The organism is Enterobacter cloacae complex sp. ECL72, assembly GCF_019056635.1.
GTDB lineage: Bacteria > Pseudomonadota > Gammaproteobacteria > Enterobacterales > Enterobacteriaceae > Enterobacter > Enterobacter hormaechei_C.
This window is the reverse complement of record NZ_CP077659.1, coordinates 705,397-732,298: the sequence shown is the minus strand read 5'-3', so window position 1 is coordinate 732,298 and position 26,902 is coordinate 705,397. Positions and strand designations below refer to the sequence as shown.

Here is a 26,902-nt window from a genome sequence, read left to right as displayed (position 1 = left end):
AGTATTCCTTAGTGCAAACCAAACACGTTGAGCATGGTGGAGAGCTTCACGCCCGTCTCGCGCCACTCGCCTACCGGAGAGGAAGCAGGCACAATGCCCGCGCCGGCAAACAGGCGAACGGTATTTTGATGCAGTCGCGCGCAGCGGATAGTTACCACCCACTCGCCGTTCCCTTCGCTGTCGCACCAGCCGACGATGCCGCCGAACAGCTCACGATCGAACGGCTCCAGCTCGGCAATCAGCTCTTTTGCCGCCTGATGCGGGAAGCCGCTCAGCGCTGGCGTCGGGTGCAGCAGACAGGCCAGCGTCAGGGCGTTCTCGTTTTCACGCGCGTCACCTTCTACCGGCGTCGCCAGATGCCACAGCGTCGGGGTGGTGATGAGCTGCGGGGAAGCCGGCATGGTCAGATGATGGCTGCGCGGTTCCAGAATGGTTTTCATCGCCTGCGTTACCAGGTCGTGCTCGTGACGGTCTTTTTCGGAGGCCAGCAGCTTAGTGCCCGCTTCGCGATCCAGCACATCGTCCGGCTGACGGCGCGCAGAGCCCGCCAGCGGCAGCGAGCTAAAGTGCGCGCCCTCTTTACGCAGCAGCAGTTCCGGGCTGGCGCCCAGCAGCACGCCGCCGTCTTCCAGCGGTACGTGGAAGTTAAAGCTCGCCGGGTTCTGGGCGATAAGACGCTCCATCAGCGCGCTGCTATCAATCTGTTTGTCGGTGGCGATATCAATCAGGCGCGACAGTACCACCTTATTCACCTGCGGCGTGGCGGTGAGCGACGCGGCGCGAGCGACCATCTCCTCGAAAACCGGCTGCGGCGGGATCTCGGTGCGTTGTTGCACGTTCAGCGTCTGCGCGCCGGAGGCGTAGCGTGCGGACTGCTGACGCGCCGGGCGGGAGAAGGTTTGCCAGCGTTGCGGAATAAACAGCGATGACGGTTTGCGGGTATCGAAGGGGATCGCCCCTACCATCACCGGATGGGCAATGCCGCTGTTTTTCGCATTCTGGAAAGCCTGAGCTAATTTCTGCTGAAAGGGGCCCGCCGGATCGTCACCGCCGACGGCGGGTTCAGAAAAACGGGCAAAACAGCCTGACGTGGTAAAACTGCGATAGGGCGACATAAAGAAAAAGCTGTCTGATTGCAGCGTGGTCGCGGTGTGCTGAAGGTCCTCAGCCAATGACGTATCCATATCATCCTCCTAAAATGATAAAAGCAGTAATAATGATTATCATTTATATTTTCGTCGGCTAACCTAATCCCACATCGCCCTGGTGTCAACCGCAGAGCAAACAACTTGTGCGACTAACGCTTGCATCCCTTCCCCGCAATCATGAAAATGAGAAGCATTAACTTCAACAAAAACAGGATGCCGCTCTGTGAAACTCCCTGCCGTTTGCCGTAATGCCTTTCTTTTAACAGGACTTTTTGTTTTAGGACTAACCTCAGCGACGGCCGCCGACTGGCCGCGTCAGGTCACAGACAGCCGCGGCGTACATACGCTTGAGAGCAAACCGACGCGCATTGTCTCCACCAGCGTGACCCTAACCGGCTCCCTGCTGGCCATTGACGCCCCGGTTATTGGCAGCGGAGCCACCACGCCAAACAACCGCGTGGCGGATGCACAGGGCTTTTTACGTCAGTGGGGCGATATCGCGAAACAGCGTAAGGTTGCCCGGCTGTACATCGGCGAGCCGAGCGCCGAAGCCGTCGCGGCCCAGATGCCGGACCTGATTTTGATCAGCGCCACCGGCGGGGATTCCGCGCTGGCACTCTACGATCAGCTTTCCGCCATCGCCCCGACGCTTATCATTAACTACGACGACAAAAGCTGGCAGGAACTGCTGACCCAGCTGGGGACGATCACCGGGCAGGAAACACAGGCCGCAGATCGCATCGCTGCCTTCGATAAACAGCTCGCCCAGGTGAAGCAGCAGATGAAACTGCCGCCGCAGCCGGTGAACGCCATCGTCTACACCGCCGCGGCGCACACGGCGAACCTGTGGACGACAGACTCGGCTCAGGGCAAGCTGCTGCACCAGCTGGGCTTCACGCTGGCGGCGTTACCTGATGGATTGCACACCTCGAAAAGCCAGGGCAAGCGTCACGACATTATTCAGCTGGGCGGGGAAAACCTGGCGACGGGGCTGAACGGCGAAGGGCTGTTCGTGTTTGCCGGCGACCAGAAAGACGTGGACGCGATTTACGCCAATCCGCTGCTGGCGCATCTGCCGTCGGTCAAGAACAAGCGTGTCTGGGCGCTGGGAACGGAGACGTTCCGCCTGGATTATTACAGCGCGATGTTGGTGTTGCAGCGTTTGAATTCAATTTTTAAATAAGAGGCACGTTTCCCGTAGGCCCGGTAAGCGCAGCGCCACCGGGCTTTTTGTCGGGTGGCGGCTACGCCTTACCCGACCTACAGGTTCTGCCTGAACCGACGCAACTCCACCAAAACCGCCAATAAAATTACGCCAACCACGGCTAACACAAACCCGCTGCTGCTCGCCGACGCCACCGGGGTCATTATCGCCCCCAGCCCGCCGAGGATCGCTGCGCCAATCGCATCGCCCGTGACGTTCTGCGCCGTCCACAGGCCGTTAATGCGCCCGAGCATCCCTTCCGGCGTCTGGGTCTGGATCAAGGTGTACTGTAAAAGAGAGCTGACCGCGCTCAGCCAGCCAAAAATCACCAGACACATCACCCCCAGCGCCCACACCGGCATCAGGCTGAAGAAACCAATCGCGATAAACGAGGCCAGCGTCGCCACCAGCATGATTAACCCCGGTCTCGCGCTCTGCGCCAGGTTTCCGCTGGTCAGCGCCCCGCACGCGGCGCCGAGCGGAATGGCGGCGTACAGCACGCCAATCTCTGAGGCGCTCATCTGCCACTCGCCCGCCAGCGCCGGGTACAGCACGCGCACGGCGCTCGCCATCGTCAGCAGGCCGCCGAGCAGCGCAATGCCGCCAATCAGCGGGTTGCTGAACAGGAAACGAATCGCGGCCATCAGGGACTTCAGCGGATGCTCGCGCGGCTGCGGCGGGGGTGGCAGGAGCGGCAGACGCAGCAGCGTCAGGGTGGTGATAAAGGTTCCCGCCGCGGCAAGGCCGTAGTTCCACGCCACGTTGCCGGTCGCCAGCAGCAGACCGCCGACCATCGGCGAAATCACCGAACCGAGGCGCACGGTGAGCATGGTGATCGCCCCCGCCTGCATCAGGTTTTCGCGCCCGACCAGCGCGGGCGTGGCCGCCAGCAGCGCCGTCACGCCTAACGAGGCAAAAAAGCCGTCCCACAGGCCCAGGGCATAAATCGCCATCAGCGACGGCTCCGGCAGCATTGCGTTCAGACACAGCCCGAAAAAGCCCACCCCGCAGGTGCCGCGCGCCAGCAGGATCAGTTTTTTACGCTCGTAGCGGTCCGCCAGCACGCCGCCCACCATCAGGCCGATAAACATCGCCCCGCCGGTTAAGGTGACGGATAACCCCACCAGCCAGCTGGAGTGGGTCATGGTCTGGATCTGTACCGGCACGGCGACCCCGAGCAGGCCGAGGGATAAAATGGAGATAAAGCGGGCGATAAAAACCGCTCGAAACGCCGGGTGCGTTTTCAGCAGGCTGAGGTTGAGCAGCCAGGATTTTTGATTCATGACAAGGCCTTGAGGTATCGGTCTACCATTTCCATGGGCGCACATGCTAACATAGCCAAATAAGATAGATAACGATAATTACTATCATTATCACATCATGGACGTTGCTATGTCGTTTTCCTCTTCCGCGGTGCGCGCCGTAGCCGTGCCCGTTTTATTGCTGCTGTTGATCCTTGCGATTGCACTCAGTTTGCTGGTTGGCGCGAAGCCGCTGCCCGCGTCCGTTATTGTCGATGCGCTCTCCGGTACCTGCCAGAGCGCCGAGTGCATTATCGTGCTCGACGCCCGCCTGCCCCGCACCCTTGCCGGCCTGCTGGCCGGTGGCGCGCTCGGGCTTGCCGGTGCCCTGATGCAAACCCTCACCCGCAACCCGCTGGCGGACCCTGGCATTCTCGGCGTGAACTCTGGTGCCAGTTTCGCCATTGTGCTCGGCGCGGCGCTGTTTGGTTTCACCTCTCCGTCTGAACAGCTGGTGATGGCCTTCTGCGGCGCGCTGGCCGCCTCGCTGGTGGTGGCCTTTACCGGCAGCCAGGGCGGCGGACAGCTCAGCCCGGTACGTCTGACACTGGCGGGCGTGGCGCTCGCGGCGGTGCTGGAAGGCTTGTCCAACGGCATCGCCCTGCTCAACCCGGACGTGTATGACCAGCTGCGCTTCTGGCAGGCCGGTTCGCTGGATATCCGTACCCTTGATACCCTGAAAGTGGTGGCATTCCCGGTGTTTATCTCTGCCGCCGTAGCGCTGTGTTTAAGCCGGGCGCTCAACAGCCTGAGCCTCGGCAGCGACACCGCGACCGCCCTCGGCAACCGCGTGGCGCGCACGCAGCTGACGGGCCTGCTTGTCATCACCGTGCTGTGCGGCAGCGCGACCGCCGTCGTCGGGCCGATTGCCTTTATCGGCCTGATGATGCCGCACATGGCGCGCTGGCTGGTGGGGGCGGATCACCGCTGGTCACTACCGGTCACGCTGCTGGCGACCCCTGCCCTGCTGCTGTTTGCCGACGTACTGGGCCGCCTGCTGGTGCCGGGTGAATTGCGCGTCTCGGTGGTCAGCGCCTTTATCGGCGCGCCGGTGCTGATCTTCCTGGTACGACGCAGACGCGGGGGTGGCGCATGATGGCCCCGTCCCGTCGATTACTCACCAGCGTCGCCCTGCTGGTCGTCGCCAGTCTGCTGCTGGCGGTCTGGAGCCTGCAAAGCGGTGCCGTAACGCTTGATTTCGCGCAGGTCTTTCATGCTCTCACCGGCAGCGCGCCGCGTAACATCACCATGGTGGTCACCGAATGGCGACTGCCGCGCGTGGCGATGGCGATCCTGGTTGGCGCAGCGCTTGGCGTCAGCGGCGCAATATTCCAGTCGCTGATGCGTAACCCCCTCGGCAGCCCGGACGTGATGGGCCTGAATACCGGCGCGTGGAGCGGCGTGCTGGTGGCGATGGTGCTGTTCGGGCAGCATCTCACGGCCATTACCTTTACGGCGATGGCGGGCGGCATTCTCACCTCCCTGCTTATCTGGGCCCTGGCCTGGCGCAACGGCATCGACACCTTCCGCCTGATCATCATCGGGATCGGTATCCGCGCGATGCTGATGGCGTTTAACACCTGGCTTCTGCTACAGGCGTCGCTGGAAACCGCACTCTCCGCCGGGCTGTGGTACGCCGGTTCCCTCAACGGTCTGACGTGGGGAAAAACCTGGCCCGCCGCGCCGCTGATTATCCTGATGTTTATTGGCGCGCTGCTGCTGGTCAGGCGCATGCGGCTGCTGGAGATGGGCGACGACAGCGCCTGCGCGCTGGGCGTGAGCGTAGAGCGCTCGCGCCTGATGCTGATGCTGGTGGCGGTCTTGCTGACCGCAGCGTCTACCGCCATCGCCGGGCCGATCTCGTTTATTGCCCTTGTCGCGCCGCATATCGCGCGGCGACTTAGCGGCACCGCGCGCTGGGGATTAACCCAGGCAGCGCTGTGCGGCGCAGTATTACTGCTGGCCGCCGATCTCTGCGCTCAGCGGCTGTTTACGCCTTATCAACTGCCGGTGGGCGTGGTGACCGTCAGCCTCGGCGGGATTTACCTCATCGTCTTGCTCGTTCAGGAGTCACGCAAGAAATGACAGATTCAACACCCCGCTTGCGCGGCGAAAACTTGACCCTCGGCTACGGTAAAAAAATCATTGCCCGGGACTTATCCGTTGCCATTCCGGACGGCCACTTCACCGCCATTATCGGGCCAAACGGCTGCGGCAAATCGACATTGCTGCGCACGCTGAGCCGCCTGATGTCGCCGGTTGAGGGCAGCGTGTTCCTCGACGGGGAGCAGATCCAGCGCTTCGCCAGCAAAGAGGTGGCGCGCCGAATTGGGCTGCTGGCGCAGAACGCCACCACGCCGGGAGACATCACGGTGCAGGAGCTGGTCTCGCGCGGACGCTATCCGCACCAGCCGCTGTTTACCCGCTGGCGTAAAGAGGATGACGAGGCGGTGAACCGAGCGATGCAGGCGACGGGTATTACCGATCTGGCCCAGCAGAGCGTGGACACCCTTTCCGGCGGACAGCGCCAGCGCGCGTGGATTGCGATGGTGCTGGCGCAGGAGACCTCCATCATGCTGCTGGACGAGCCGACGACCTGGCTCGACATCAGCCATCAGATTGACCTGCTGGAGCTGCTGAGCGAACTGAACCGTACGCAGGGGTACACCCTGGCGGCAGTGCTGCACGACTTAAACCAGGCGTGCCGCTACGCGACGCATCTGATTGCGCTGCGCGACGGCGAGATTGTGGCGCAGGGCGCGCCGAAAGAGATTGTGACGCCGGATCTGATCGCGCGGATCTACGGCATGCGCTGCATGATTATTGAGGATCCGGTGGCGGGTACGCCGTTGGTGGTGCCGTTGGGTCGGCGGTAATTGCCGGGTGGCGGCTACGCCTTACCCGGCCTACATTCAGCTCCCGTAGGCCCGGTAAGCGCAGCGCCACCGGGCATTTGCACTATCCAAAAATTTCCTTCAGTACCGGCCCAATCTTTTCAAACGCCTGCGGTGAAATAATATCCACGTGGGCGCAGTCCTGGCTGTATACCTCCAGCTCACCCACCCACGGCGCCCACGCGGCCTGCGGATCCAGGGTTCGCGTTCGCTCGGCGACAAACAGCGTCGCTTTACCGTCAAACCGCGCGCTGTGCGCCGTGGTGAGCAGCCGCACCGCGTCGGTGTAGTTGCCTTCGATAGCGTTAAACAACTCGCTGGAGCCCTGCCCCTGCTGGGCAGCGATAAACGCCTGGCGTTCGCGCTCAATTTCCGCCAGCACCTCCGGATCGAGGCCGTTGGCCTCTTTCTCCGCCCAGTTCTGGGTTTCCGGTGGCCAGGTATCCAGCAGGCCGAGGAACGCTACGTCTTCACCCTGCTCGCGCAGACGCGCCGCAATGCCCTGCGCCAGCGTGCCGCCGAGGGAATAGCCGAACAGATAATACGGCCCCTGCGGCTGTTGCTTACGCAACGTGTTCAGATGATGTTCGATCACCGCATCGAGATCCGCACACTGCTGCATCGGCCCCTCAGGCCGGGGAGACTGAATGCCGACGATTGACCAGCGCGGGCTGAGGTAGCGCGCCAGGACGCTAAACTGCCAGGCAAAGCCGGACGCCGGATGGAAGCAGAACAGCGTGGGGCCGTTGCTTTCACGCAGCGGGAGAACGGTTTCATACCCCAGACGCTGCGCCTGCTCGTCGCTCATCTGCGAGTCCAGCAGGGCGCTAAGCTTGCTCACCGTCGAGGCGACCATAATCTGCCCCGGCGTGACCTTGCGGCTGAACGCACGGCTGAGCTGAGCCGCAAGGCGCATCGCCAGCAGCGAGTGGCCGCCGAGGGCAAAGAAATCGGCCTCGATATCGTTCACCGCGCAGCCCAGCAGGGCAGAAAACGCCTGCGCCACGGTGACTTCAGTTTGCGTCTCGGGCGCGCGACCGGAAGTTTTGCTGGTCAGCTCCGGCAGCGGCAGCGCCTTGCGATCCAGCTTGCCGTTGGCGCTTAACGGCAGCGCGCTGATTTGCAGCAGCACCACCGGCACCATATGCGGCGGCAGCTGGGCTTTGAGTGATGCAAGCAGCGCGTCGCGATCCAGCGGTAAGCCGGATTCAGAGACAACGTATCCCACCAGCTGGCGGGCATCGCCGCCCGTGGCAGCCGCCTGGTTGAACACGCAGGCGTGCGCCACCGCCTGGGCCACATCCGGCAGCGCGAGCATCGCCCGGTCGATTTCGCCCAGCTCAATGCGCTGGCCGCGGATTTTCAGCTGATCGTCGCTGCGGCCCAGATATTCCACCGCGCCGTTGTCCAGCCAGCGGGCAACGTCCCCGGTGCGGTACATTCGCTCGCCGGGGGCAAACGGATCGGCGATAAAGCGGCTGGCGGTAAGGTCGGGGCGTCCCAGATACCCCTGCGCCAGCTGAATGCCGGTGAGATAGAGATCCCCCGCCACGCCGAACGGCACTGGGCGCATCATCGCGTCCAGAATGCGCAGCCCCGTATTCCACACCGGGAAGCCGATAGGCACGCTGTTGCCTTCCACCGCCGCCAGCTCGGGGCCGTACGCCGGATACCAGCTGACGTCCACCGCCGCTTCGGTCGGGCCATAGAGGTTGTGCAGCGGCGCATGGGTGAGCTGTTCCCACTCGCGACACAGCGCAGTCGGCAACGCCTCGCCGCTACAGAACACCTGCTTCAGCGTCCTGCAACAGTCGACGTTTTCCGGCGTCAGCGAGGCGACGAACGCCGCCAGCATCGACGGCACGAAGTGGGTGGTGGTTACGCCATATTCTGCGAAGAAGCCCTGCATCGCCTGCGGATCGCGGTGCGCGTCCGGCTCGGCCATCACCAGCTTCGCCCCGGCGATAAACGGCCACCAGAACTCCCACACCGACACGTCAAAGCTGCACGGCGTTTTCTGCGCCACCACGTCATGCGCCGCCAGTGGATAATGATCCTGCATCCACTTCAGGCGGTTAACGATGGCGGTATGGCCGACCATCACCCCTTTTGGACGCCCCGTCGAACCGGAGGTAAATATGATGTACGCGGTCTGCTCCGGCTTCGCCAGTCGCAGAGGTTCAGCATCGGTGGCCGGTAATAGTGTGTTGTAACTAAAGGTGGCGATCGGCAGATCGTTAAAGCGCGGAAGCTGCTCGTCGGTGGTAATGAGCAGCGACGGCTTCGCGTCCTCCAGCATCATCCGCAGACGGTCATCCGGGTAACCGGTATCCAGCGGCAGCCAGGCGGCGCCTGCTTCAACAATCCCGTGCAGCGCCAGGGTCAGGAACACCGAGCGCGGGAGCGCCACCGCCACGCTGTCGCCCGGCTTCACGCCGCGCGCGCGCAGCAGGTTTGCCAGCGCGACCACCTGCTCGCGCAGCTGGCGGTAGTTCAGTTCAGTATGGGCATCCGCCAGCGCGGGGGCGTCCGGCGTTTTGCTCGCCTGCTCCGCCACAAGATCCGCCAGCGTGGTGGACGGCAGCGCCAGCCCGGTATCGTTGATGCGCGCCAGCCGGGCGTATTCCTGCTCTGATACGGTTTCCACGTCGCCACAGCGCAGGTCCGGATTGGCGGCAAACTGCGTCAGCATTGCGTTCAGGCGCGCCGCGTGCCCCTTCAGCGTCGCCTCGTCGTAACGCTGCCCGTTGGCGAGGATCTCAATGCTCAGTCCGCCCTGCTCGTCCGGGAACAGCGCCAGCTCCAGATCGTTCACCGGGCCGGTTGCCAGCGTGTGGGTAATGGCCTCCACGCCGTCGATATTCAGCTGATAATCGAACACCTTGACGTTCAGCACCGGACCAAAAAGGGCTTCGTCGCCTGCGGCACGTCCGCTGTCGCGCACGATCTGCTCGGCGTCGTAACGCTGATGGCGGCGCATCTTTTTCAGCTGGTTCGCCAGGCGCAGCGCCAGTTCCGGCAGGCTCTCCTGCGGGCGAATATTCACCGCCAGCGGCAGGACGTTGAGCACCGGTCCGGTCGCGGTCAGCGCGGCGGAGCCCATGCGGCGCATAAAGATAAACCCGGCGGCGTAGTCCAGCCGTCCGGTCAGGCGGCCCAGCCACAGCGCCACCAGCGCAAGGGCCAGATCGGTACGCTGCGCCTGGCCTGCCTTCTGTGCAAGCTGGCTGAACGCACGGCCGTCCATCGCAATTTTCAGGCGCAGGATATCGGTGGTGGCGGCGCGTCCCGGCAGCGGCGCGGAAGAGAGCGAGACCGGAGAAGGAAGCTGTTTGCGTTGTTCGGCCCAGAAAGCACCGTCGCGCTGATACGCCTCGCTGTCGCGATAGCGCTGATACTCCTCCACCACCTCGGCGAACGGGGTGAACGGCGAGGCCGGCGTGGATTCACCTTTCTGCCACGCAGCGTAAATGGCGGTGATCTGACGGGTAATAGCCGGGAAACTGAAGCCATCCACCACCAGATGATGATACCGCTGATACCAGTACCAGTGGCTTTCTCCCACCTGGATCAGCTGGTGAAACGCCAGCGGCTGACCGCTGTCGACGCGCAGGTTCTGGTTGAGATCGGCCTCCATCAGCGCCACGGCGGCGTCGTGGGAGTCAACGCGCACGATGGACGGCTCCGGCAGGAGCATGGCCTCATCGATCCACTGCCACACCTCACCGTTATCTTCGGCAAAACGCATCCGCAGGGTGTCGGCCTGCATCATGCCTTCAGCGATGGCTTTTGCCAGCAATGACGCATCGATAGCGCCTTTCAGCTCGGTGTAGTGCGCGACGCTCCAGGCGTTTGGCAGGGAGGAAAGCTGCTCTGCCATCCAGATCCCCGGCTGGGCGGCGACAAGAGGGAGACGGTTCATGCGCGCTCCCCCGCAAAATAAGACGGCTCAAGCGACTGCCACTGTTCCGCCAGCCACTGCTGGCACGCCTCCTGAGATTGCGGTTCGCAGACCACGCGCCAGCCCGCGGGCAACTCGCACTGCTGCGGCCACAGGCTGTACTGCCCCTGGTCATTTTGCAAAATGGCGAACTGTCCCTGCGGATTATCGAAAGGATTGCTGAATTCCATACAGACTCCGTTATTGAATAAGCGGCTGCCAGAGGGTCATCAGCCCCTGCGTCAGCCCACCGCGCCAGCAAAGCGCATCGTGTCCGCCGTCAACCTGACGCCAGAAAACCGGTTGCTGAGTGTGTAGTTCGGCGAGGATCGCCTGGTTTGCGCGCAAAATAAGCGGCTCGTTGCGCCCGGCCTCAAGGACGATGCGCAGCCCGCGAGCGGTTTTGTCACCCGCTTTGAGTTGTTCGATGAGCAGCCCGTCCTGCTGCGCGCCGCGGTGCGGCCACCAGTAGGATCCGGACTGGCTGAGGATGCAGCCAAAACGCTGCGGCCAGTTGAGGCCCGCATAGAGGGAAGAGAGCCCGCCGAAGCTCTGACCCGCCACCACGGTATGGTCGGCGCGGTCGCTGAACGGGGCCATGCTTTTCACCTGCGGGAGAAGTTCGTCCTGCACCGCCAGCCAGAAATCAGGGTTACACGGCAGCTCGCGGCTGCGGTGTGCGGTGTCAATCACGTCGATTAAGACATAGACCGCAGGCGGCAGTTTGCCTTCAAGGGTGAGCGACGCCAGCGCAGGCCAGACGGGCATGCTTTCGGCCCAGAACTGCCCGTCGAGCAGCACCGCCAGCGGGCGCTCGGGGCTTTCATCCCCGGTGGTAAAAATCCACACGCGGCGACGGTTCTTCAGACGCGCGCTGTGCCACTCAATGCAGACAGGCTTTTTGTAAGGGGTATCGGGATGGTTCCAGCCGGGCTGTACGGGCGCCTCCGGCATCTCCAGCGCCGAGACTGCGTGCCCGCGCCCGCCGCGCCAGCTCTGGGCGTTCAGCGGGTCGGACACCGCGTGCGGCAACAGTTTGCGCCAGCCTTCGCGCAGCGCCATGCGGTCCGGCTGATCGCCTTCAAACACTGCGCTGGCAAAATCGTTTTCATTGTCGGAGGGGATAAAACAGTAGCTGCCGCGCCATTCGGGGCTGAACTCGCCCTGCCACTGCCAGACGTCGGTATCCGGGATACGTTCAAGGGACTGCGGACGGGCATTTTGATGGTGATCGGTCACACCGGTGACGTAGAGCCAGACGCGTTTAACCGTCGACGTTTTCTGCGTTCCCGCCGGGTCCCGCCACCAGAATGTCACGCGATAGTTTTCCTGATGACGTTCCCGTTCCGGCCCGTCTTTCGCCTGCCACCACGCTTCACTTCCGGTTGTTAACGCCGTCACCCTTATAACCCCATGTTTAACAGTCTTTTTTGTTTCAGAGCAAATTTTATTGATAATATTATTGATAACTATTTGCATTTGCAATAGCGTAATGCCCGCGCTGTGGGAAGCGCGCTCATTAAATAACCATAAAAGCGGGACGTACAATGAATAAGAAGATTCACTCTCTGGCCTTGCTGGTCAATTTAGGGATTTATGGTGTCGCGCTGCCCGTCATGGCAGACGACAACACCGCCTCCGCGCAGCATGAAGACACCATGGTGATCACCGCCGCCGAGCAGAATTTGCAGGCGCCGGGCGTGTCGACCATCACCGCCGACGAGATCCGCAAAAACCCGCCCGCGCGGGACGTGGCGGAAATCATCCGCACCATGCCGGGCGTTAACCTGACCGGCAACTCCACCAGCGGCCAGCGCGGGAATAACCGTCAGATTGACATTCGCGGCATGGGCCCGGAAAACACCCTGATCCTGATCGACGGCAAGCCGGTCACCAGCCGCAACTCCATCCGTCTGGGCTGGCGCGGCGAGCGTGATACCCGCGGCGATACCGGCTGGGTCCCGCCGGAGATGATCGAGCGCATCGAAGTGATCCGTGGCCCGGCTGCTGCCCGCTACGGTAACGGCGCGGCGGGCGGCGTGGTGAACATCATCACCAAAAAATTTGACGACCAGTGGCACGGCTCCTGGAACACCTACCTGAATGCGCCAGAGCATAAAGACGAAGGTTCCACCAAACGCACTAACTTCAGCCTGAGCGGCCCGCTGGGCGGGGATTTCAGCTTCCGCATGTACGGTAACCTGGATAAAACTCAGGCCGACGCCTGGGACATTAACCAGGGCCATCAGTCTGACCGTACCGGCACATATGCCGACACGCTGCCGGCAGGCCGTGAAGGGGTCGAGAATAAAGACATCAACGGCGTGGTGCGCTGGGACTTTGCGCCTATGCAGTCCCTGGAGTTTGAGGCGGGATACAGCCGCCAGAACAACCTTTACGCGGGCGATACCCAGAATACCAACAACGACAACAGCTCCAGCGGGCTGGTGAAGAAGAACTACGGTAAAGAGACTAACCGTATCTATCGTCAGAACTTCGCCGTGACCTGGAACGGCGGCTGGGATAACGGCATTACCACCAGCAACTGGGCGCAGTACGAGCACACCCGCAACTCACGTCTGGGCGAAGGCCTGGCGGGCGGTCTGGAAGGCCTGTTCAACAGCAATAAATTCACCGATACCGACCTGGCCGACGTGATGCTGCACAGCGAAATCAACCTGCCGATTGATTTCATTGTGAATCAAAACCTGACGCTCGGCACCGAGTGGAACCAGCAGCGCATGAAGGACTCGACCTCCTTCACGCAAACCCAGCAGGGCGGCACCATTCCGGGCATGAGCGAAGACCGTAGCCCGTACACTTCAGCGGAGATCTTCTCCCTGTTTGCCGAAAACAACATGGAGCTGACCGACAGCACCATGCTGACCCCTGCCCTGCGCTTCGACCACCACACCATTGTGGGTAATAACTGGAGCCCGTCCCTGAACCTGTCGCAGGGTCTGGGGGATGACTTCACCCTGAAGATGGGCATCGCGCGCGCCTATAAAGCGCCAAGCCTGTATCAGACCAACCCGAACTACCTGCTGTACAGTAAAGGCCAGGGCTGCTACGCCAGTTCCGACGGCGTGGGCTGCTACATGATGGGTAACGACGATCTGAAAGCGGAGACCAGCATCAACAAAGAGATTGGTCTGGAGTGGAAACGCGATGGCTGGCTGGCGGGTGTGACCTGGTTCCGCAACGACTACCGCAACAAGATTGAAGCGGGCTACGCGCCGATTGGCCAGACGTCCACCGGCAAAGTCACCACCGATATCTACCAGTGGGAAAACGTGCCGAAGGCGGTAGTAGAAGGTCTGGAAGGCTCCCTGAACGTGCCGGTCAGCGACACCATCAACTGGACCAACAACATCACCTACATGCTGCAAAGCAAGAACAAGGAGACCGGCGATCGTCTGTCGATCATCCCGGAGTATACGCTGAACTCTACCCTGAGCTGGCAGGTACGTCAGGATGTCTCATTGCAGTCGACCTTCACCTGGTATGGCAAGCAGCAGCCGAAGAAGTACAACTACAAAGGTCAGCCGGTGACCGGGTCTGAGAAAGACGAAGTCAGCCCGTACAGCATCGTTGGCCTGAGCGCGACCTGGGACGTGACCAAAAACGTCAGCCTGACCGGCGGCGTGGACAACGTCTTCGACAAGCGCCAGTGGCGTGCGGGTAACGCCCAGACCACGGGTAATACCACCACCGGCGCGTATATGTACGGTGCGGGCGCGTATACGTATAATGAACCGGGCCGTACCTGGTATATGAGCGTGAATACGCGTTTTTAAGGCACTGAAGTCAATCCTTCCCTCTCCCCTCCGGGGAGAGGGTCAGGGTGAGGGGAAAAACCATGCACACCACCCACAGCACATTTTCTCTCGCCGGCCACACCCTCCACCGCATCACTTTCGACCCCGCCACCTTTACCGACGCCGATCTCCTCTGGCTCCCCCACCACGCCCAGCTCGCTGACGCCGGACGCAAACGCAAGGCCGACCACCTGGCAGGCCGCATCGCCGCCGCGCACGCCTTACCTGACCACACCATGCCCGCCATCGGCCCCAGCGGGGAACCGCTCTGGCCGCAAGGTATTTCCGGCAGCATCACCCACAGCGGCACGCAGGCGATAGCCGTCGTCACGCAATACCCGGCGCTTATCGGCATCGACTGTGAAACGATCCTCTCCGAAAACGAAGCCAGGGAAATCAAAGACGGCATTATTGATACGCAGGAAGAACCTGTGCTTTCCCGCCTGGGATACCCGTTCGCCCTCGCCCTGACGCTGGTCTTCAGCGCCAAAGAGAGCCTGTTTAAGGCCCTCTTTCCGCAGGTACAGGCCTGGATGGGTTTTGACTGCGCCCGCGTTACCAAGCTCGACGACAAGACGCTCACGCTGGCGTTGACCCGTCAACTGGCAGGCTTTGAAGAAGGCACCGCCTTCCGCCTGCACTGGCAGCAGCACGGCGAACAGGTCATCACCCTGCTGTCACACGCTCCTGGCGACGAGCCTTCACGCTGGTCACCACAAACGTCACGATAAACACCATCGCGAACAGGACCACAATGGTCGGCGCAGGCGCGCTGTCGAGATAAAACGAGGCATAAACGCCGCTTACCGACACCAGCGCTGAAACGGCGACCGCCACCAGCAGTGCCATGTGAAAGCGTCGGGTAATCAGCACCGCCACGGCGCCGGGCGCAATCAGCAGGGAAATCGACAGAATGATCCCCACCGCTTTCAGCGTCGCAACGATGGTCAGCGAAACCATGCACAGTAAGCCGTAGTGCAGCCAGCGGGTGCGCAGGCCACTCGCCTGCGCCTGCTGATAGTCAAAGCAGAACAGCAGAAAATCGCGCCACTTCAGGCCAATCACCAGCGCAATCAGCCCCGCGACGAGACCGCTTTGCAGAATGTCCATCCCGTTAATACCCAACATATCGCCGAACAGAATGTGGTCGAGATGCACCTCAGGTTTGACGGCGATATAGAGGATCAGCCCGGCGCCGAACATGCCGGAAAAGACGATCCCCATGACCGTATCCTGTTTGATGCGGCTGTTATCCTTCAGATATCCGGTGGCGACCGCGCAGAAAAGACCGGCCACGAATGCACCCAGCGCCAGCGGCAGGCCCATCATCCAGGCCAGCACGACGCCGGGAAACACCGCGTGGCTCATGGCGTCGCCCATCAGCGCCCAGCCTTTCAGCACCAGAAAAACCGACAGCAGCGCGCAGGGCACGGCCACCATGAGTGAAATCAGCAGCGCGTTGTTCATAAACGCAAACTGGAACGGTTCGAGAAGCAGCGTCAACATGGGTGTGCCTCCCGCGCCCGACGGCGGCTGGCAAGCAGTCCGTGCTTCGGCGCAAAGACGAACGCCATCAGGAACAGCAGCGTCTGGGCGACCACGATAATGCCGCCGGTGGCGCCGTCCAGGTAATAGCTGGCCCACGCGCCGAGGAAGCTGGTGATGCTGCCAATGGCGACCGCAATCATCAGCAGGCGCGGGAAGCGGTCGGTCAGCAGCCACGCGGTCGCGCCGGGCGTGACCACCAGACAGATCACCAGAAATGCGCCGACGGTTTGCAGCGCCGCCACGGTAGAGACCGCCAGCAGCGTGAAGAAGAGAATTTTCAGGCGTTCAGGACGCAGGCCGATGGCGCGGGCGTGGTTCTCATCAAAAAAGGTCACCATCAGATCTTTCCATTTGAACAGCAGGATAACTATCGACACCACGCCGATAATCGCCAGCTGGACGATATCTTCCGGGGCGATAGCCAGAATATTGCCGAGGACGATGGTCTGAATGTTCACCGAGGTCGGGTTGAGCGAGACCATAAACAGCCCCAGCCCGAAAAACGAGGAGAAGATCAGCCCGATAATGGCGTCCTCCTTCAGGCGGCTGCGCTGGTTGAGAAACAGCATGCTGCCCGCCGCCAGCCCGCCCGATAAAAACGCCCCCAGCGAGAACGGCAGCCCGAGCATGTAGGCCCCCGCTACGCCCGGCACGATGGAGTGCGACAGCGCATCGCCGATCAGCGACCAGCCTTTGAGCATCAGATAGCAGGAGAGAAACGCGCACAGCCCGCCCACCATCGCCGAGACCCACATCGCGTTGAGCATGTACTCGTAGCCGAAGGGTTCGAGAAGCACGTTCATTTGGCCTCCTGACGGTGCGTGACGAAGGGGCGTTCGTCATCGGTAATAATGCGATCTTCCGAGCCGCTGAGCACCACGTGGCGCAGCACGCCGCTAAAGGCGCGCTCGAGATTCTCGGCGGTAAAGGTGATATCCGTCGGGCCGCTCGCCAGCACGGTGCCTTTGACCATCACCGTGTAATCGCAGAATTCCGTGACCGAGCCCAGATTGTGGGTCGAGACCAGCATCGTTTTACCCTCGTCGCGCAACTCCCGCAGCAGGCTGATGATCCTGGCTTCGGTTTTGACGTCCACGCCGGTAAACGGCTCGTCGAGCAGGATCACCTCGCCCTGCTGGGCAATCGCACGGGCCAGAAACACGCGCTTCTTCTGCCCGCCGGACAGCTCGCCAATCTGCCGATGGCGCAGCTCGAGCATATCTACACGCTTCAGGGCGTCGGTGACGATCTGCTTATCGCATTCTTTGGGACGACGCATAAACCCCATATGCCCGTAGCGGCCCATCATCACCACGTCCTCGACGAGCACCGGAAACGACCAGTCGACCTCTTCCGACTGCGGCACGTAGGCGACCAGGTTCTGACGCAGCGCCCGGTGAGGCGGCAGCCCCAGAATGGAGATAGTGCCGCTCGCCGCCCGCACAAACCCCATCACCGCCTTAAACAGCGTGGACTTGCCGGAACCGTTCACCCCCACCAGGGCGGCAATCGATCCGCCCGGCACGCTGAACGATGCGTCGCGCAGCGCCGTGTGGCCGTTGCGGTAGGTCACGGTCACGTCGGTTACAACAATCCCCTCGTGCATGGTTACTCCTTCATGCCGTCACGGATGCCCTGCACCAGCGTGCGGGTGGTGACGTTCAGCAGATCGATATAGGTCGGCACCGGGCCGTTTTCCGCGCTCAGAGAGTCGACGTACAGCACGCCGCCATAGTGGGCGCCGGTTTCACGCGCCACCTGACGGGCGGGCTTATCCGAGACCGTACTTTCGCTAAACACCGCCGGAATGTGATGTTTTTTCACCATGTCGATAACCTTGCGCACCTGCTGGGGCGTGCCCTGCTGATCGGCGTTGATCGGCCACAGGTAAAGCTCTTTCATCCCCAGATCCCGCGCCAGATAGGAGAAGGCACCTTCGCTGGTTACCATCCAGCGCTTGTCTTCCGGGATCTCCGCAACCTGCTTACGCAGCGGTTCGAGAGTGGCGGTGATCTTCTGCTTGTAGGCTTCTGCGTTGCGCTGGTACGTCTGCGCATTGGCCGGATCGTACTTCACCAGCGCGTCGCGGATGTTATCGACGTAAATCAGGGCGTTGTCCGGCGACATCCACGCGTGCGGATTGGGCTTGCCGTTATAGGGCCCTTCGCTGATGCCCATCGGGGTGATGCCTTTGGTGACAATCACCTCCGGCACGCCGTTCAGATGCTGATAAAAGCGCTGGAACCACAGCTCCAGATTCATGCCGTTCGCCAGGATCAGCTGTGCCTTCTGCGCGCGTTTGATATCGCCCGGGGTGGGCTGGTATTCGTGAATTTCCGCGCCCGGTTTGGTGATGGAGGTGACCTCAGCGGCATCCCCCGCCACGTTTTTCACCATATCAGCAATAACGGTAAAAGTGGTGATGACCTGGAACTTTTCAGCCGCCAGCGCGCCGGTAGTAGTCGCGGTCATGAGCAGCGCGCCGAGCAACAAACGCTTCAATCCTTGCCGTGGATGCATCGCAGAAGTCTCCTGAGGTGATTAAATTCAAAGCAAAATTAGCCTGTGCTATAAGGTATAGCACAGGCTATGTTTAAATGAAAATAATTATCATTAAAGTTATGTCAACCTGGACTGTCAGGCGGAATTTTTAGGAAATGTGCTTTCTTTTTTCTCTCACGGTCAGGAGTATTATTTACGGCCAATACCCATATTAACAAAAGGGAATTGACATGCCGGTTAATGAAAGAATTCACCCCACTTCGGGAACCCCGATTAATCCGGGCGGGATCCGACAGCTCACAATTGGTGAAATCGCCCTTGCGAAGACGCTTTACGGTTACAGCATCCGTTATCATCTGGTGTGGGTACACAGGGAAAGCTATCTTCCTTTTAATCTGCAACCCGTTGATGTGGCGATGAGTCCCAACGGGGAGATGTGGTACAGAGAGGAAACGTATTCGCCGGATTTTTCGCTAGAGGATGACATTGTTAAAAAACATCGATTCATGCATGAGATGATGCATGTCTGGCAAACTCAAAAAGGGATGTTTGTCAGAACAAGAGGATTATTTTCCGGTATTGCTGACTATACTTATAGCTTAGATAAAGTAGATTTATTGCATTATGGGTTAGAGCAGCAAGCGTCAATTGTAAGCGATTACTGGTTATTGAAATACTTTGGTTTGGAGAGGAATGAAGAATTATTACAATACAGAGACTTAAAACTTAGGGAAAGCTTGTATTTCCTTCTGCAAAAATACAAAAATGTCTTAAAGGGATTTCGAGGATGAAAAACATATTTGTCATCTTTATCCTCTGCATTTTAATCACTGGATGCCCGGGAGGTAATCGCGCCCCCAAAAATAGATTTACATTTATTAATGGTAACCGCCTATGTTTTAGCATAGATAAAAATGACGTCCTGAACTTTTACACTATTTATTCAAGTAAAGATCATAAAATCACTATCGTAACAGGGTCGGGATATAATAATTTAGACATCTCCTACCCGGATACATGTTTAAATATAAAATGGGAAAATGGTCGTACTTACGTTATTCATTACGGATTAAACAATAAAAAATATGTACACCAATTCGATGTTGATAATAACGGAAAACAAATCAACTTAGGAGAATTATAATGTCATTACCCGCTTACTTATTTCTCTTCGATGAGAACGGAATGCAGGTTCAGGGCGACTGTATGATGCCAGGCCGGGAAGGTGCTATTGAAATCATGAACAGCAGTTATGGCATTAAGCAGGCAGTGGACAGTCATACCGGAAATATGACCGGAACACGGCAGCATAGTCCGGTTACCGTGCATAAGCAATTGGATAAAGTGAGCCCTTATCTTGCCGTTGCCGCCTGCGAGGGCAGACGGCTGCAAAAAGCCATTATCAAATATTATGAAATTGTTGAAGCGGGAGCAGAAAGAGAGATCTACACCATTACGCTTGATAGCGTGGTGATCTCATCTCTGGATTTCACGCATGTTTATTACCCGGGCAGCTCAGCCCCGAATATGCATGAAGTTGTTGGGCTTCGATTCCGGGGCATTCAGTGGAATTATGTGAAAGGTAATATTCTTTATGGCGATGCATGGATGAAACCCGCTCAGAAAGAGAAGAGTAACGCATAATTTACCTGGCTCATAAAGATCAATGTATGCTGCTGCTCAGAAACGGCGATCCTGGTATTCCCTGGATCGCCTGGTTAATCTTAAGCGCTACCCTTTTCCACTTTCGTTCACGGGCAAATCCCCCGTATCAATTAACGCTCCCGGAAACGTCTCCAGCCACTTCATCATCTTCAGTTTGTTGGTATACGTTGCACTGACGCCTTCCAGACAGCCCCACAGCTCACGGGAATTTTGCGGCGTAATCACAATACAATCCGGCATCACGCGGATCTTCACTGCTATTCCTGCTTTAAACCCTGCGCGGGTTAACCACGCGCCGGTTAACGGCAGATAGTTGCGCTCCATTCGAGTATAAAGTTCCACACAGGCGTAATCCGCCTCTCCTCTTTCATGAAGATACGCAGAGTGAACCGGCTCGTCATGCAACGCCCGGATGCGTTTTTTGCGTAGCTTCTCGCGATTTTCTTGCTGAATCTCTAGATCTGCATTTTCTGTTTGGGCAATAGCCCGCTCTGGCATAGAATTCTTCGCAGCCATAATCAACTCCCTTTTAGTTGTTTGTGGTTAGCGGTATGAAGGTGGTCGCACACCTTTGTACCGCGATTCCTTTTCTTACCTTTTTACCTATTCTTTCAAGATCTCAGTGCTGGCTTAACTGCCGCTATTATACTGCCATGGATAAATGTACAGGGGTCGAATATTAGGGAAATGCGAGGCGGCTCGAGTAAATAAAGAAAAATAAAATGGTGAATATAAAGAAAGGAAATATTGCCCTTCAGATCCAATGCTCATTAAACGCCTGATGGCGCTTCGCTTATCAGGCCTACGATAAACCGGTTTTGTAGGCCGGGTAAGGCATCGCCGCCACCCGGCATGAGGGCAGCGGCGCTGCCTTTGTAGGTTCTTCAGATCAAGCCTCAAACATCCGGAAACATCACGCTATTCCCCGGCGCTTCCCTGTGCAGATGGATAAAGTTCAGGTGCCGTTCATACTGGTCCAGAATGTCCGTGATCACCTGCTCCTTGCTGTAATCCATCAAATCATTCCCCTGGCTGCCTTCCAGCAGGAAGGTCTCCAGCCGGTAGTAGGTCGACTTCCCACTGCGCGCCCGGTAGGTGAACCCGGGCACCGAATACTGCTGCGGCCAGATCTGATAGACAAAGTTCTGCTCGTCGCCCATGTGCACCAGCAGATCCAGGTGCCCCAGATTTTCGCCCTCTTCCGGGGGCAGGTTTTTCAGCTCCACGTAGGCGCCACGCAGCTTCAGCTCCTGGGCCACCTCTTCCATCGCCGGGAAACAGACCGTCTCCATCATCTGGCTGGTGTAGCGCGTGCCGGGGTAGTTCATCAGGCGCGAGAGGCGTTTCTTCCAGCTCAGCCTGTCCTGCGCGCCCAGCGGACGCGGGGCGGTGTCGCGGCTGGCGCTGACGCGGCGGTAGTCTTCCACCTTAAGCGATTTATACAGCCCGGCCATCACGAAGAAGATCACGAAGCTGAACGGCAGGCCCATGATCACAGTGGTGTTCTGCAACGCCGAGATACCATTGGTCATCAGCATGCCGAGCGTCAGCAGGCCGATGGCGACGGACCAGAAGATGCGCAGCCAGTTCGGCGCGTCGCTGTTAATGTCCTTGAGCTTCGAGGTGAAGTTCCCCAGCACCAGCGCGCCGGAGTCCGCCGAGGTGACGTAGAACAGCAGGCCGGTAATGGTCGCTACGGACGCGCTAAAGGTAAACGCCGGATACTGCGCCAGCAGGCTGTAGAAGCCGCGCTCCGGGTGCGCCATCGCTTCCTGGGCAAAAGTCGCATTGCCGTGGATGATCTCGTGCAGCGCGCTGTTGCCGAAAATCGACAGCCACAGCAGGGTAAAGGTGAATGGGATGATCAGCGTGCCCATCACGAACTGACGGATGGTGCGCCCACGCGAAATACGCGCCAGGAACAGGCCGACAAACGGCGACCACGCCACCCACCACGCCCAGAAGAAGAGCGTCCAGTTGTTCATCCACTCTGTCGGACGGTCAAAGGCGAAGCTGTTCAGCGTCATGCCCATAAAGCGGTTCACGTAATCACCCACGTTGAGCACTAAGGCATTGAGCAGGAACGAGGTGTCGCCCATAAACAGCACGAACAGGATCAGCCCCAGCGCCAGCGCGACGTTCAGCTCGGAGAGCACGCGAATCCCTTTATCCACGCCGGAGGTCACCGAGATGGTGGCGATAATCACCGACAGCGCAATCAGCGCCGCCTTCGCCGCCATCGAATCCGGGATGTCAAACAGCACGCTCAGCCCGTAGTTAAGCTGCACTACGCCAATTCCGAGCGTTGTCGCGATACCAAAGATGGTGCCGATCACCGCCGCGATGTCTACCGTGTGCCCAATAGGGCCGTTGATCTTTTTGCCGAAAATCGGGTACAGCGCGGAGCGGATGGTAAGGGGCAAATTATAACGATAGCTAAAGTATCCGAGCGCCATGCCCATCAGGGCGTACATCGACCAGCCCGTCAGGCCGTAGTGGAACAGCGTCCAGACCATCGCCTGGCGCGCGGCCTCCATCGTCTGCCCTGCCCCTTCCGGCGGCTGCATATACTGCGTGACCGGTTCCGCCACGGAGAAGAACATCAGGTCGATGCCGATGCCCGCGGCAAACAGCATCGCGGCCCAGCTCAGCAGGCTGAATTCGGGCTTGGACTGCTCAGGCCCGAGCTTCACCGAACCGAAGCGCGAGCAGGCAATGCAGACCACGAAGACAATATAGAGCGTCGCCGCCAGCAGATAGTACCAGCCGAAGGTCTTCGACACCCAGTTCAGGGTGCGCCCAATCCACTCGGCAGAAAAATCACGAAAGAAAATGGTCGTCAGGGGAAAACAACAAAATCAGCCCGGCGGACGTATAAAAAACGACCGGGTTGATTTTGTCTTTTTTTCTCTGTCCTGTGAAAGGTCTGTCATCCAGTATCCCCACTGTTTTTGTAACTATTGAAATCCAAATCCGCAACAATTAAGACACATTTTATATTGAACGTCCAATCAAAAACCGCTTTAATAGTTAACCAACGCTGATGAATGGAGTGGCAAAAATGCCCAAAGTGGGGATGCAGCCGATCCGGCGCAGGCAGCTAATCGATGCCACGCTGGAAGCAATTAATGAAGTGGGAATGCATGACGCAACCATCGCGCAAATCGCCCGTCGGGCGGGCGTGTCCACGGGGATCATCAGCCACTATTTCAAAGATAAAAACGGTCTGCTGGAAGCGACCATGCGTGACATCACCGGTCAGCTGCGCGACGCGGTATTAAGCCGTTTACGCGCCCTGCCGGACGGCAGCGCAGAGCAGCGATTGCAGGCGATTGTCGGCGGCAATTTTGATGAAACCCAGATCAGCGGCGCGGCGATGAAGGCCTGGCTGGCCTTCTGGGCCAGCAGCATGCATCAGCCGATGCTCTACCGTTTGCAGCAGGTCAGCAGCCGCCGATTGCTCTCAAACCTGGTGTACGAGTTCCGCCGCGAGCTGCCGCGTGAACAGGCTGAAGAGGCGGGCTACGGGCTTGCCGCACTGATTGACGGGCTATGGCTGCGCGCTGCGCTCAGCGGCAAACCGCTGGATAAAACCCTGGCCCAGTCGCTCACCAGCCACTTTATCAGCCAGCATTTACCGACCGATTAACCGAGGAGAATTTATGTCCCGAATGGCAGAACAGCAGCTTTATATCAGTGGTGGTTATACATCGGCCACCAGCGGTCGTACCTTCGAGACCATCAACCCGGCGAACGGTGAAGTTCTGGCGACCGTGCAGGCGGCCGGGCGCGAAGACGTCGACCGCGCCGTGGAAAGCGCAAAACGCGGGCAAAAAATATGGGCGGCGATGACCGCCATGGAGCGCTCGCGCATCTTGCGCCGCGCCGTCGATATCCTGCGCGAGCGCAACGACGAGCTGGCAACGCTGGAAACCCTCGACACCGGTAAAGCGTTTTCTGAAACCTCAACCGTCGACATCGTCACCGGCGCGGATGTGCTGGAGTACTACGCGGGGCTGATCCCGGCGCTGGAAGGCAGCCAGATCCCGCTGCGCGACACCTCGTTCGTCTACACCCGCCGCGAGCCGCTGGGCGTGGTGGCGGGCATCGGCGCGTGGAACTACCCGATCCAGATCGCCCTGTGGAAATCCGCCCCGGCGCTGGCGGCGGGCAACGCGATGATCTTCAAGCCGAGCGAAGTAACTCCGCTTACCGCCCTGAAACTGGCGGAGATCTACACCGAAGCAGGCGTGCCGGACGGCGTGTTTAACGTCCTGCCGGGCGTGGGCGCAGAGACCGGCCAGTTCCTGACCGAGCATCCGGGCATCGCCAAAGTCTCCTTCACCGGTGGCGTGGCCAGCGGCAAAAAGGTGATGGCGAACTCGGCGGCCTCGTCCCTGAAAGAGGTGACGATGGAGCTGGGCGGTAAATCTCCGCTGATAGTGTTTGACGACGCGGATCTGGATCTCGCGGCAGATATCGCCATGATGGCGAACTTCTTCAGCTCCGGTCAGGTGTGCACCAACGGCACCCGCGTGTTCGTGCCCGCGAAGGTCAAAGCCGCGTTTGAGCAAAAAATCGTTGAGCGCGTGGGCCGCATCCGCGCGGGCGACCTGTTCGATGAAAACACCAACTTTGGCCCGATGGTCAGCTTCCCGCACCGCGACAGCGTGCTGCGCTACATCGCCAAAGGCAAAGAGGAAGGCGCGCGCTTGCTGTGCGGCGGCGACGTGCTGAAGGGTGACGGCTTTGACAACGGCGCGTGGGTGGCCCCGACCGTGTTCACCGACTGCACCGACGAAATGACCATCGTGCGCGAAGAGATCTTCGGCCCGGTGATGTCCATTCTTACCTATGACACTGACGAAGAAGCCATTCGCCGCGCCAATGATACCGACTACGGTCTGGCGGCGGGCATCGTCACTGCCGATCTGAACCGCGCCCACGGCGCTATTCATCAGCTCGAAGCGGGCATCTGCTGGATCAACACCTGGGGCGAATCCGCCGCAGAGATGCCGGTCGGCGGCTACAAACACTCCGGCATTGGCCGTGAGAACGGCGTCATGACGCTTCAGAGTTACACCCAGGTGAAGTCCATCCAGGTTGAGATGGGTAAATTCCAGTCCATATTTTAACCGGGAGGTTTATTTGCAATTTGACTACATCATTATCGGAGCCGGCTCTGCCGGCAACGTTCTGGCAACACGACTGACTGAAGATCCGAACACCACCGTCCTGCTGCTTGAGGCGGGCGGGCCGGACTACCGCTTTGACTTCCGCACCCAGATGCCTGCCGCGCTGGCCTTCCCGTTGCAGGGCAAGCGCTACAACTGGGCGTATGAAACCGAGCCTGAGCCTTTCATGAACAATCGCCGCATGGAATGCGGACGAGGTAAAGGGCTGGGCGGCTCGTCGCTGATCAACGGCATGTGCTACGTGCGCGGCAACGCAATGGATCTGGATAACTGGGCGAAAGAACCGGGTCTGGAGCACTGGAGCTACCTCAACTGCCTGCCCTATTACCGCAAGGCAGAGACCCGCGACGTGGGGCCGAACGACTACCACGGCGGCGACGGTCCGGTGAGCGTCACCACCTCTAAGCCGGGCGTGAACCCGCTGTTTGAAGCGATGGTAGAGGCGGGCGTGCAGGCGGGCTACCCGCGCACCGACGACCTTAACGGCTATCAGCAGGAAGGCTTTGGCCCGATGGACCGCACGGTCACGCCGCAGGGCCGACGCGCCAGCACCGCGCGCGGCTATCTGGACCAGGCCAAACCGCGCCCGAATCTGACCATCCGCACCCACGCCATGACCGATCACATTATCTTTGACGGCAAGCGCGCGGTGGGCGTCGAGTGGCTGGAAGGCGAAAGCACCATTCCGTCAAAAGCGACGGCGAAGAAAGAGGTGCTGCTGTGCGCGGGCGCCATCGCGTCTCCGCAGATCCTCCAGCGCTCCGGCGTGGGCAACGCTGAACTGCTGAAGCAGTTTGATATCCCGCTGGTACATGATTTACCCGGGGTGGGTGAAAACTTGCAGGATCATCTGGAGATGTACCTTCAGTATGAATGTAAGGAGCCGGTCTCCCTCTACCCTGCCCTGCAATGGTGGAACCAGCCGAAGATTGGCGCGGAGTGGCTGTTTGGCGGCACAGGCGTGGGCGCTAGCAACCACTTCGAAGCGGGCGGATTTATCCGCAGCCGCGAGGAGTTCGAGTGGCCAAACATTCAGTATCACTTCCTGCCGGTGGCGATTAACTACAACGGCTCGAACGCGGTGAAAGAACATGGCTTCCAGTGCCACGTTGGCTCCATGCGCTCGCCGAGCCGCGGCCACGTGCGCATCAAGTCGCGCGATCCGCACCAGCATCCGGCGATCCTGTTCAACTACATGTCCCACGAGCAGGACTGGCAGGAGTTCCGCGACGCGATCCGCATCACCCGCGAGATCATGCACCAGCCTGCGCTGGACAAGTATCGCGGTCGTGAAATCAGCCCGGGCATCGAATGCCAGACCGACGAACAGCTGGACGAGTTCGTGCGCAACCACGCCGAAACCGCCTTCCACCCGTGCGGCACCTGCAAAATGGGCTACGACGAAATGGCGGTGGTTGACGGCGAAGGCCGGGTTCACGGGCTGGAAGGGCTGCGCGTAGTGGATGCGTCGATTATGCCGCAGATTATCACCGGCAACCTGAACGCCACCACCATTATGATTGGCGAAAAGATTGCCGACGCCATTCGCGGGCGCGAGCCGCTGGCGAAGAGCACGGCGGCGTATTATGTGGCGGATGGGGCGCCGGTTCGCCGCTGAGTGCGAACTTCTCCCCTCACCCCGGCCCTCTCCCAAAGGGAGAGGGTGTCATCGTCCCCTCTCCCTCTG

General features: G+C 59.7%; 22 protein-coding genes and 1 pseudogene. 12 read left to right on the top strand and 11 right to left on the bottom strand.

The genetic code is table 11. The annotated features are described in order from the left end of the window. Positions 1 to 8 precede the first annotated feature (8 nt). Positions 9 to 1,184, bottom strand: coding sequence for an isochorismate synthase EntC (gene entC, locus KTH07_RS03435; protein WP_017382512.1), 1,176 nt, complete (start codon positions 1,182 to 1,184; stop codon positions 9 to 11). 187 nt (positions 1,185 to 1,371) lie between these two features. On the opposite strand from entC, the gene fepB reads away from it, so the two are divergent. Then, positions 1,372 to 2,331 (top strand): Fe2+-enterobactin ABC transporter substrate-binding protein, encoded by a 960-nt coding sequence (fepB, locus tag KTH07_RS03430; protein ID WP_023303268.1) that lies wholly within the window; start codon positions 1,372 to 1,374, stop codon positions 2,329 to 2,331. A gap of 77 nt (positions 2,332 to 2,408) precedes the next feature. Here the strand turns inward: fepB and entS are convergent, their stop codons facing one another. Further along, a complete protein-coding gene (gene entS / locus KTH07_RS03425) occupies positions 2,409 to 3,635 on the bottom strand; it encodes an enterobactin transporter EntS (RefSeq protein WP_023303267.1) in 1,227 nt (408 codons plus the stop codon). A 109-nt stretch (positions 3,636 to 3,744) separates the two neighbouring features. Between entS and fepD the strand changes: the two genes are divergently transcribed. From fepD to fepC, 3 genes are read left to right on the top strand one after another with little or no spacing between them, the layout of a single operon-like run. Continuing rightward, on the top strand, positions 3,745 to 4,749 hold the full coding sequence (gene fepD / locus KTH07_RS03420; RefSeq protein ID WP_023303266.1) for a Fe(3+)-siderophore ABC transporter permease: 1,005 nt from the start codon (positions 3,745 to 3,747) through the stop codon (positions 4,747 to 4,749). Then, the gene (fepG, locus tag KTH07_RS03415; protein ID WP_026080545.1) at positions 4,749 to 5,738 is read left to right on the top strand and encodes an iron-enterobactin ABC transporter permease; all 990 of its coding nucleotides are present in this window, start codon (positions 4,749 to 4,751) and stop codon (positions 5,736 to 5,738) included. Before fepD ends, fepG begins: the two co-directional genes overlap by 1 nt. Beyond that, on the top strand, positions 5,735 to 6,529 hold the full coding sequence (gene fepC / locus KTH07_RS03410; protein ID WP_032620103.1) for an iron-enterobactin ABC transporter ATP-binding protein: 795 nt from the start codon (positions 5,735 to 5,737) through the stop codon (positions 6,527 to 6,529). Before fepG ends, fepC begins: the two co-directional genes overlap by 4 nt. Positions 6,530 to 6,611: 82 nt before the next feature. On the opposite strand, the gene entF is transcribed toward fepC, so the two are convergent. The 3 genes from entF to fes are packed head-to-tail and all read right to left on the bottom strand — an operon-like array spanning position 6,612 to position 11,888. After that, entirely contained in the window at positions 6,612 to 10,469 is a 3,858-nt protein-coding gene (entF, locus tag KTH07_RS03405; protein WP_023303264.1) for an enterobactin non-ribosomal peptide synthetase EntF, read from the bottom strand. Beyond that, a complete protein-coding gene (locus KTH07_RS03400; RefSeq protein WP_023303263.1) occupies positions 10,466 to 10,678 on the bottom strand; it encodes an MbtH family NRPS accessory protein in 213 nt (70 codons plus the stop codon). The genes entF and KTH07_RS03400 overlap by 4 nt, the downstream gene beginning before the upstream one ends. Before the next feature lie 10 nt (positions 10,679 to 10,688). After that, entirely contained in the window at positions 10,689 to 11,888 is a 1,200-nt protein-coding gene (gene fes, locus KTH07_RS03395; protein ID WP_017694342.1) for an enterochelin esterase, read from the bottom strand. A gap of 146 nt (positions 11,889 to 12,034) precedes the next feature. Between fes and KTH07_RS03390 the strand changes: the two genes are divergently transcribed. Continuing rightward, positions 12,035 to 14,284, top strand: coding sequence for a TonB-dependent siderophore receptor (locus tag KTH07_RS03390; protein WP_032620108.1), 2,250 nt, complete (start codon positions 12,035 to 12,037; stop codon positions 14,282 to 14,284). Positions 14,285 to 14,346: 62 nt separating this feature from the next. After that, the gene (gene entD, locus KTH07_RS03385) at positions 14,347 to 15,036 is read left to right on the top strand and encodes an enterobactin synthase subunit EntD (protein WP_032103084.1); all 690 of its coding nucleotides are present in this window, start codon (positions 14,347 to 14,349) and stop codon (positions 15,034 to 15,036) included. On the opposite strand, the gene KTH07_RS03380 is transcribed toward entD, so the two are convergent. Genes KTH07_RS03380 through KTH07_RS03365 form a run of 4 tightly spaced genes read right to left on the bottom strand, consistent with a single transcriptional unit; the run spans position 14,972 to position 18,373 of the window. Continuing rightward, positions 14,972 to 15,811 carry a metal ABC transporter permease gene (locus KTH07_RS03380; RefSeq protein ID WP_023303259.1) on the bottom strand — a complete coding sequence of 280 codons (840 nt, stop codon included), beginning with the start codon at positions 15,809 to 15,811 and terminating at the stop codon, positions 14,972 to 14,974. The genes entD and KTH07_RS03380 overlap by 65 nt on opposite strands. Beyond that, a complete protein-coding gene (gene sitC / locus KTH07_RS03375) occupies positions 15,805 to 16,656 on the bottom strand; it encodes an iron/manganese ABC transporter permease subunit SitC (RefSeq protein ID WP_023296090.1) in 852 nt (283 codons plus the stop codon). The genes KTH07_RS03380 and sitC overlap by 7 nt, the downstream gene beginning before the upstream one ends. Beyond that, positions 16,653 to 17,459, bottom strand: coding sequence for an iron/manganese ABC transporter ATP-binding protein SitB (sitB, locus tag KTH07_RS03370; RefSeq protein WP_032620113.1), 807 nt, complete (start codon positions 17,457 to 17,459; stop codon positions 16,653 to 16,655). Before sitB ends, sitC begins: the two co-directional genes overlap by 4 nt. 2 nt (positions 17,460 to 17,461) lie before the next feature. Then, a complete protein-coding gene (locus KTH07_RS03365; protein WP_023303256.1) occupies positions 17,462 to 18,373 on the bottom strand; it encodes a metal ABC transporter substrate-binding protein in 912 nt (303 codons plus the stop codon). Positions 18,374 to 18,585: 212 nt separating this feature from the next. Between KTH07_RS03365 and KTH07_RS03360 the strand changes: the two genes are divergently transcribed. From KTH07_RS03360 to KTH07_RS03350, 3 genes are read left to right on the top strand one after another with little or no spacing between them, the layout of a single operon-like run. Then, positions 18,586 to 19,146, top strand: coding sequence for a type IV secretion protein Rhs (locus tag KTH07_RS03360; protein WP_217310884.1), 561 nt, complete (start codon positions 18,586 to 18,588; stop codon positions 19,144 to 19,146). Next, the gene (locus KTH07_RS03355; RefSeq protein WP_017382527.1) at positions 19,143 to 19,499 is read left to right on the top strand and encodes a putative T6SS immunity periplasmic lipoprotein; all 357 of its coding nucleotides are present in this window, start codon (positions 19,143 to 19,145) and stop codon (positions 19,497 to 19,499) included. The genes KTH07_RS03360 and KTH07_RS03355 overlap by 4 nt, the downstream gene beginning before the upstream one ends. Continuing rightward, positions 19,499 to 19,999, top strand: a complete 501-nt coding sequence (locus KTH07_RS03350; protein WP_032620116.1) for a type VI secretion system tube protein Hcp — start codon at positions 19,499 to 19,501, stop codon at positions 19,997 to 19,999. The genes KTH07_RS03355 and KTH07_RS03350 overlap by 1 nt, the downstream gene beginning before the upstream one ends. 87 nt (positions 20,000 to 20,086) lie before the next feature. Here KTH07_RS03350 and KTH07_RS03345 read toward each other — a convergent pair whose 3' ends face one another. Together KTH07_RS03345 and betT are read right to left on the bottom strand one after the other, a co-directional pair. After that, complete coding sequence (locus tag KTH07_RS03345; RefSeq protein ID WP_023303254.1) at positions 20,087 to 20,536, bottom strand: SymE family type I addiction module toxin; 450 nt, start codon at positions 20,534 to 20,536, stop codon at positions 20,087 to 20,089. A 380-nt stretch (positions 20,537 to 20,916) separates the two neighbouring features. Continuing rightward, positions 20,917 to 22,953: pseudogene (gene betT / locus KTH07_RS03340) on the bottom strand (choline BCCT transporter BetT). A 128-nt stretch (positions 22,954 to 23,081) separates the two neighbouring features. Between betT and betI the strand changes: the two are divergent. From betI to betA, 3 genes are read left to right on the top strand one after another with little or no spacing between them, the layout of a single operon-like run. Further along, positions 23,082 to 23,669: a transcriptional regulator BetI gene (gene betI, locus KTH07_RS03335; protein ID WP_017382531.1), complete on the top strand. Its 588-nt coding sequence runs from the start codon at positions 23,082 to 23,084 to the stop codon at positions 23,667 to 23,669. Between the two features lie 13 nt (positions 23,670 to 23,682). Continuing rightward, positions 23,683 to 25,155: a betaine-aldehyde dehydrogenase gene (gene betB / locus KTH07_RS03330; RefSeq protein WP_063161959.1), complete on the top strand. Its 1,473-nt coding sequence runs from the start codon at positions 23,683 to 23,685 to the stop codon at positions 25,153 to 25,155. Positions 25,156 to 25,168: 13 nt separating this feature from the next. Continuing rightward, complete coding sequence (gene betA, locus KTH07_RS03325; protein WP_023303251.1) at positions 25,169 to 26,833, top strand: choline dehydrogenase; 1,665 nt, start codon at positions 25,169 to 25,171, stop codon at positions 26,831 to 26,833. Positions 26,834 to 26,902 lie beyond the last annotated feature (69 nt).

Bases quoted from the DNA above. Each gene is read 5' to 3' on its own strand.
- entC (WP_017382512.1), bottom strand. From the start codon at position 1,184: ATGGATACGTCATTGGCTGAGGACCTTCAGCACACCGCGACCACGCTG.
- entS (WP_023303267.1), bottom strand. From the start codon at position 3,635: ATGAATCAAAAATCCTGGCTGCTCAACCTCAGCCTGCTGAAAACGCAC.
- fepD (WP_023303266.1), top strand. From the start codon at position 3,745: ATGTCGTTTTCCTCTTCCGCGGTGCGCGCCGTAGCCGTGCCCGTTTTA.
- fepG (WP_026080545.1), top strand. From the start codon at position 4,749: ATGGCCCCGTCCCGTCGATTACTCACCAGCGTCGCCCTGCTGGTCGTC.
- fepC (WP_032620103.1), top strand. From the start codon at position 5,735: ATGACAGATTCAACACCCCGCTTGCGCGGCGAAAACTTGACCCTCGGC.
- entF (WP_023303264.1), bottom strand. From the start codon at position 10,469: ATGAACCGTCTCCCTCTTGTCGCCGCCCAGCCGGGGATCTGGATGGCA.
- KTH07_RS03400 (WP_023303263.1), bottom strand. From the start codon at position 10,678: ATGGAATTCAGCAATCCTTTCGATAATCCGCAGGGACAGTTCGCCATT.
- KTH07_RS03390 (WP_032620108.1), top strand. From the start codon at position 12,035: ATGAATAAGAAGATTCACTCTCTGGCCTTGCTGGTCAATTTAGGGATT.
- entD (WP_032103084.1), top strand. From the start codon at position 14,347: ATGCACACCACCCACAGCACATTTTCTCTCGCCGGCCACACCCTCCAC.
- KTH07_RS03380 (WP_023303259.1), bottom strand. From the start codon at position 15,811: ATGTTGACGCTGCTTCTCGAACCGTTCCAGTTTGCGTTTATGAACAAC.
- sitC (WP_023296090.1), bottom strand. From the start codon at position 16,656: ATGAACGTGCTTCTCGAACCCTTCGGCTACGAGTACATGCTCAACGCG.
- sitB (WP_032620113.1), bottom strand. From the start codon at position 17,459: ATGCACGAGGGGATTGTTGTAACCGACGTGACCGTGACCTACCGCAAC.
- KTH07_RS03365 (WP_023303256.1), bottom strand. From the start codon at position 18,373: ATGCATCCACGGCAAGGATTGAAGCGTTTGTTGCTCGGCGCGCTGCTC.
- KTH07_RS03360 (WP_217310884.1), top strand. From the start codon at position 18,586: ATGCCGGTTAATGAAAGAATTCACCCCACTTCGGGAACCCCGATTAAT.
- KTH07_RS03355 (WP_017382527.1), top strand. From the start codon at position 19,143: ATGAAAAACATATTTGTCATCTTTATCCTCTGCATTTTAATCACTGGA.
- KTH07_RS03350 (WP_032620116.1), top strand. From the start codon at position 19,499: ATGTCATTACCCGCTTACTTATTTCTCTTCGATGAGAACGGAATGCAG.
- KTH07_RS03345 (WP_023303254.1), bottom strand. From the start codon at position 20,536: ATGGCTGCGAAGAATTCTATGCCAGAGCGGGCTATTGCCCAAACAGAA.
- betI (WP_017382531.1), top strand. From the start codon at position 23,082: ATGCCCAAAGTGGGGATGCAGCCGATCCGGCGCAGGCAGCTAATCGAT.
- betB (WP_063161959.1), top strand. From the start codon at position 23,683: ATGTCCCGAATGGCAGAACAGCAGCTTTATATCAGTGGTGGTTATACA.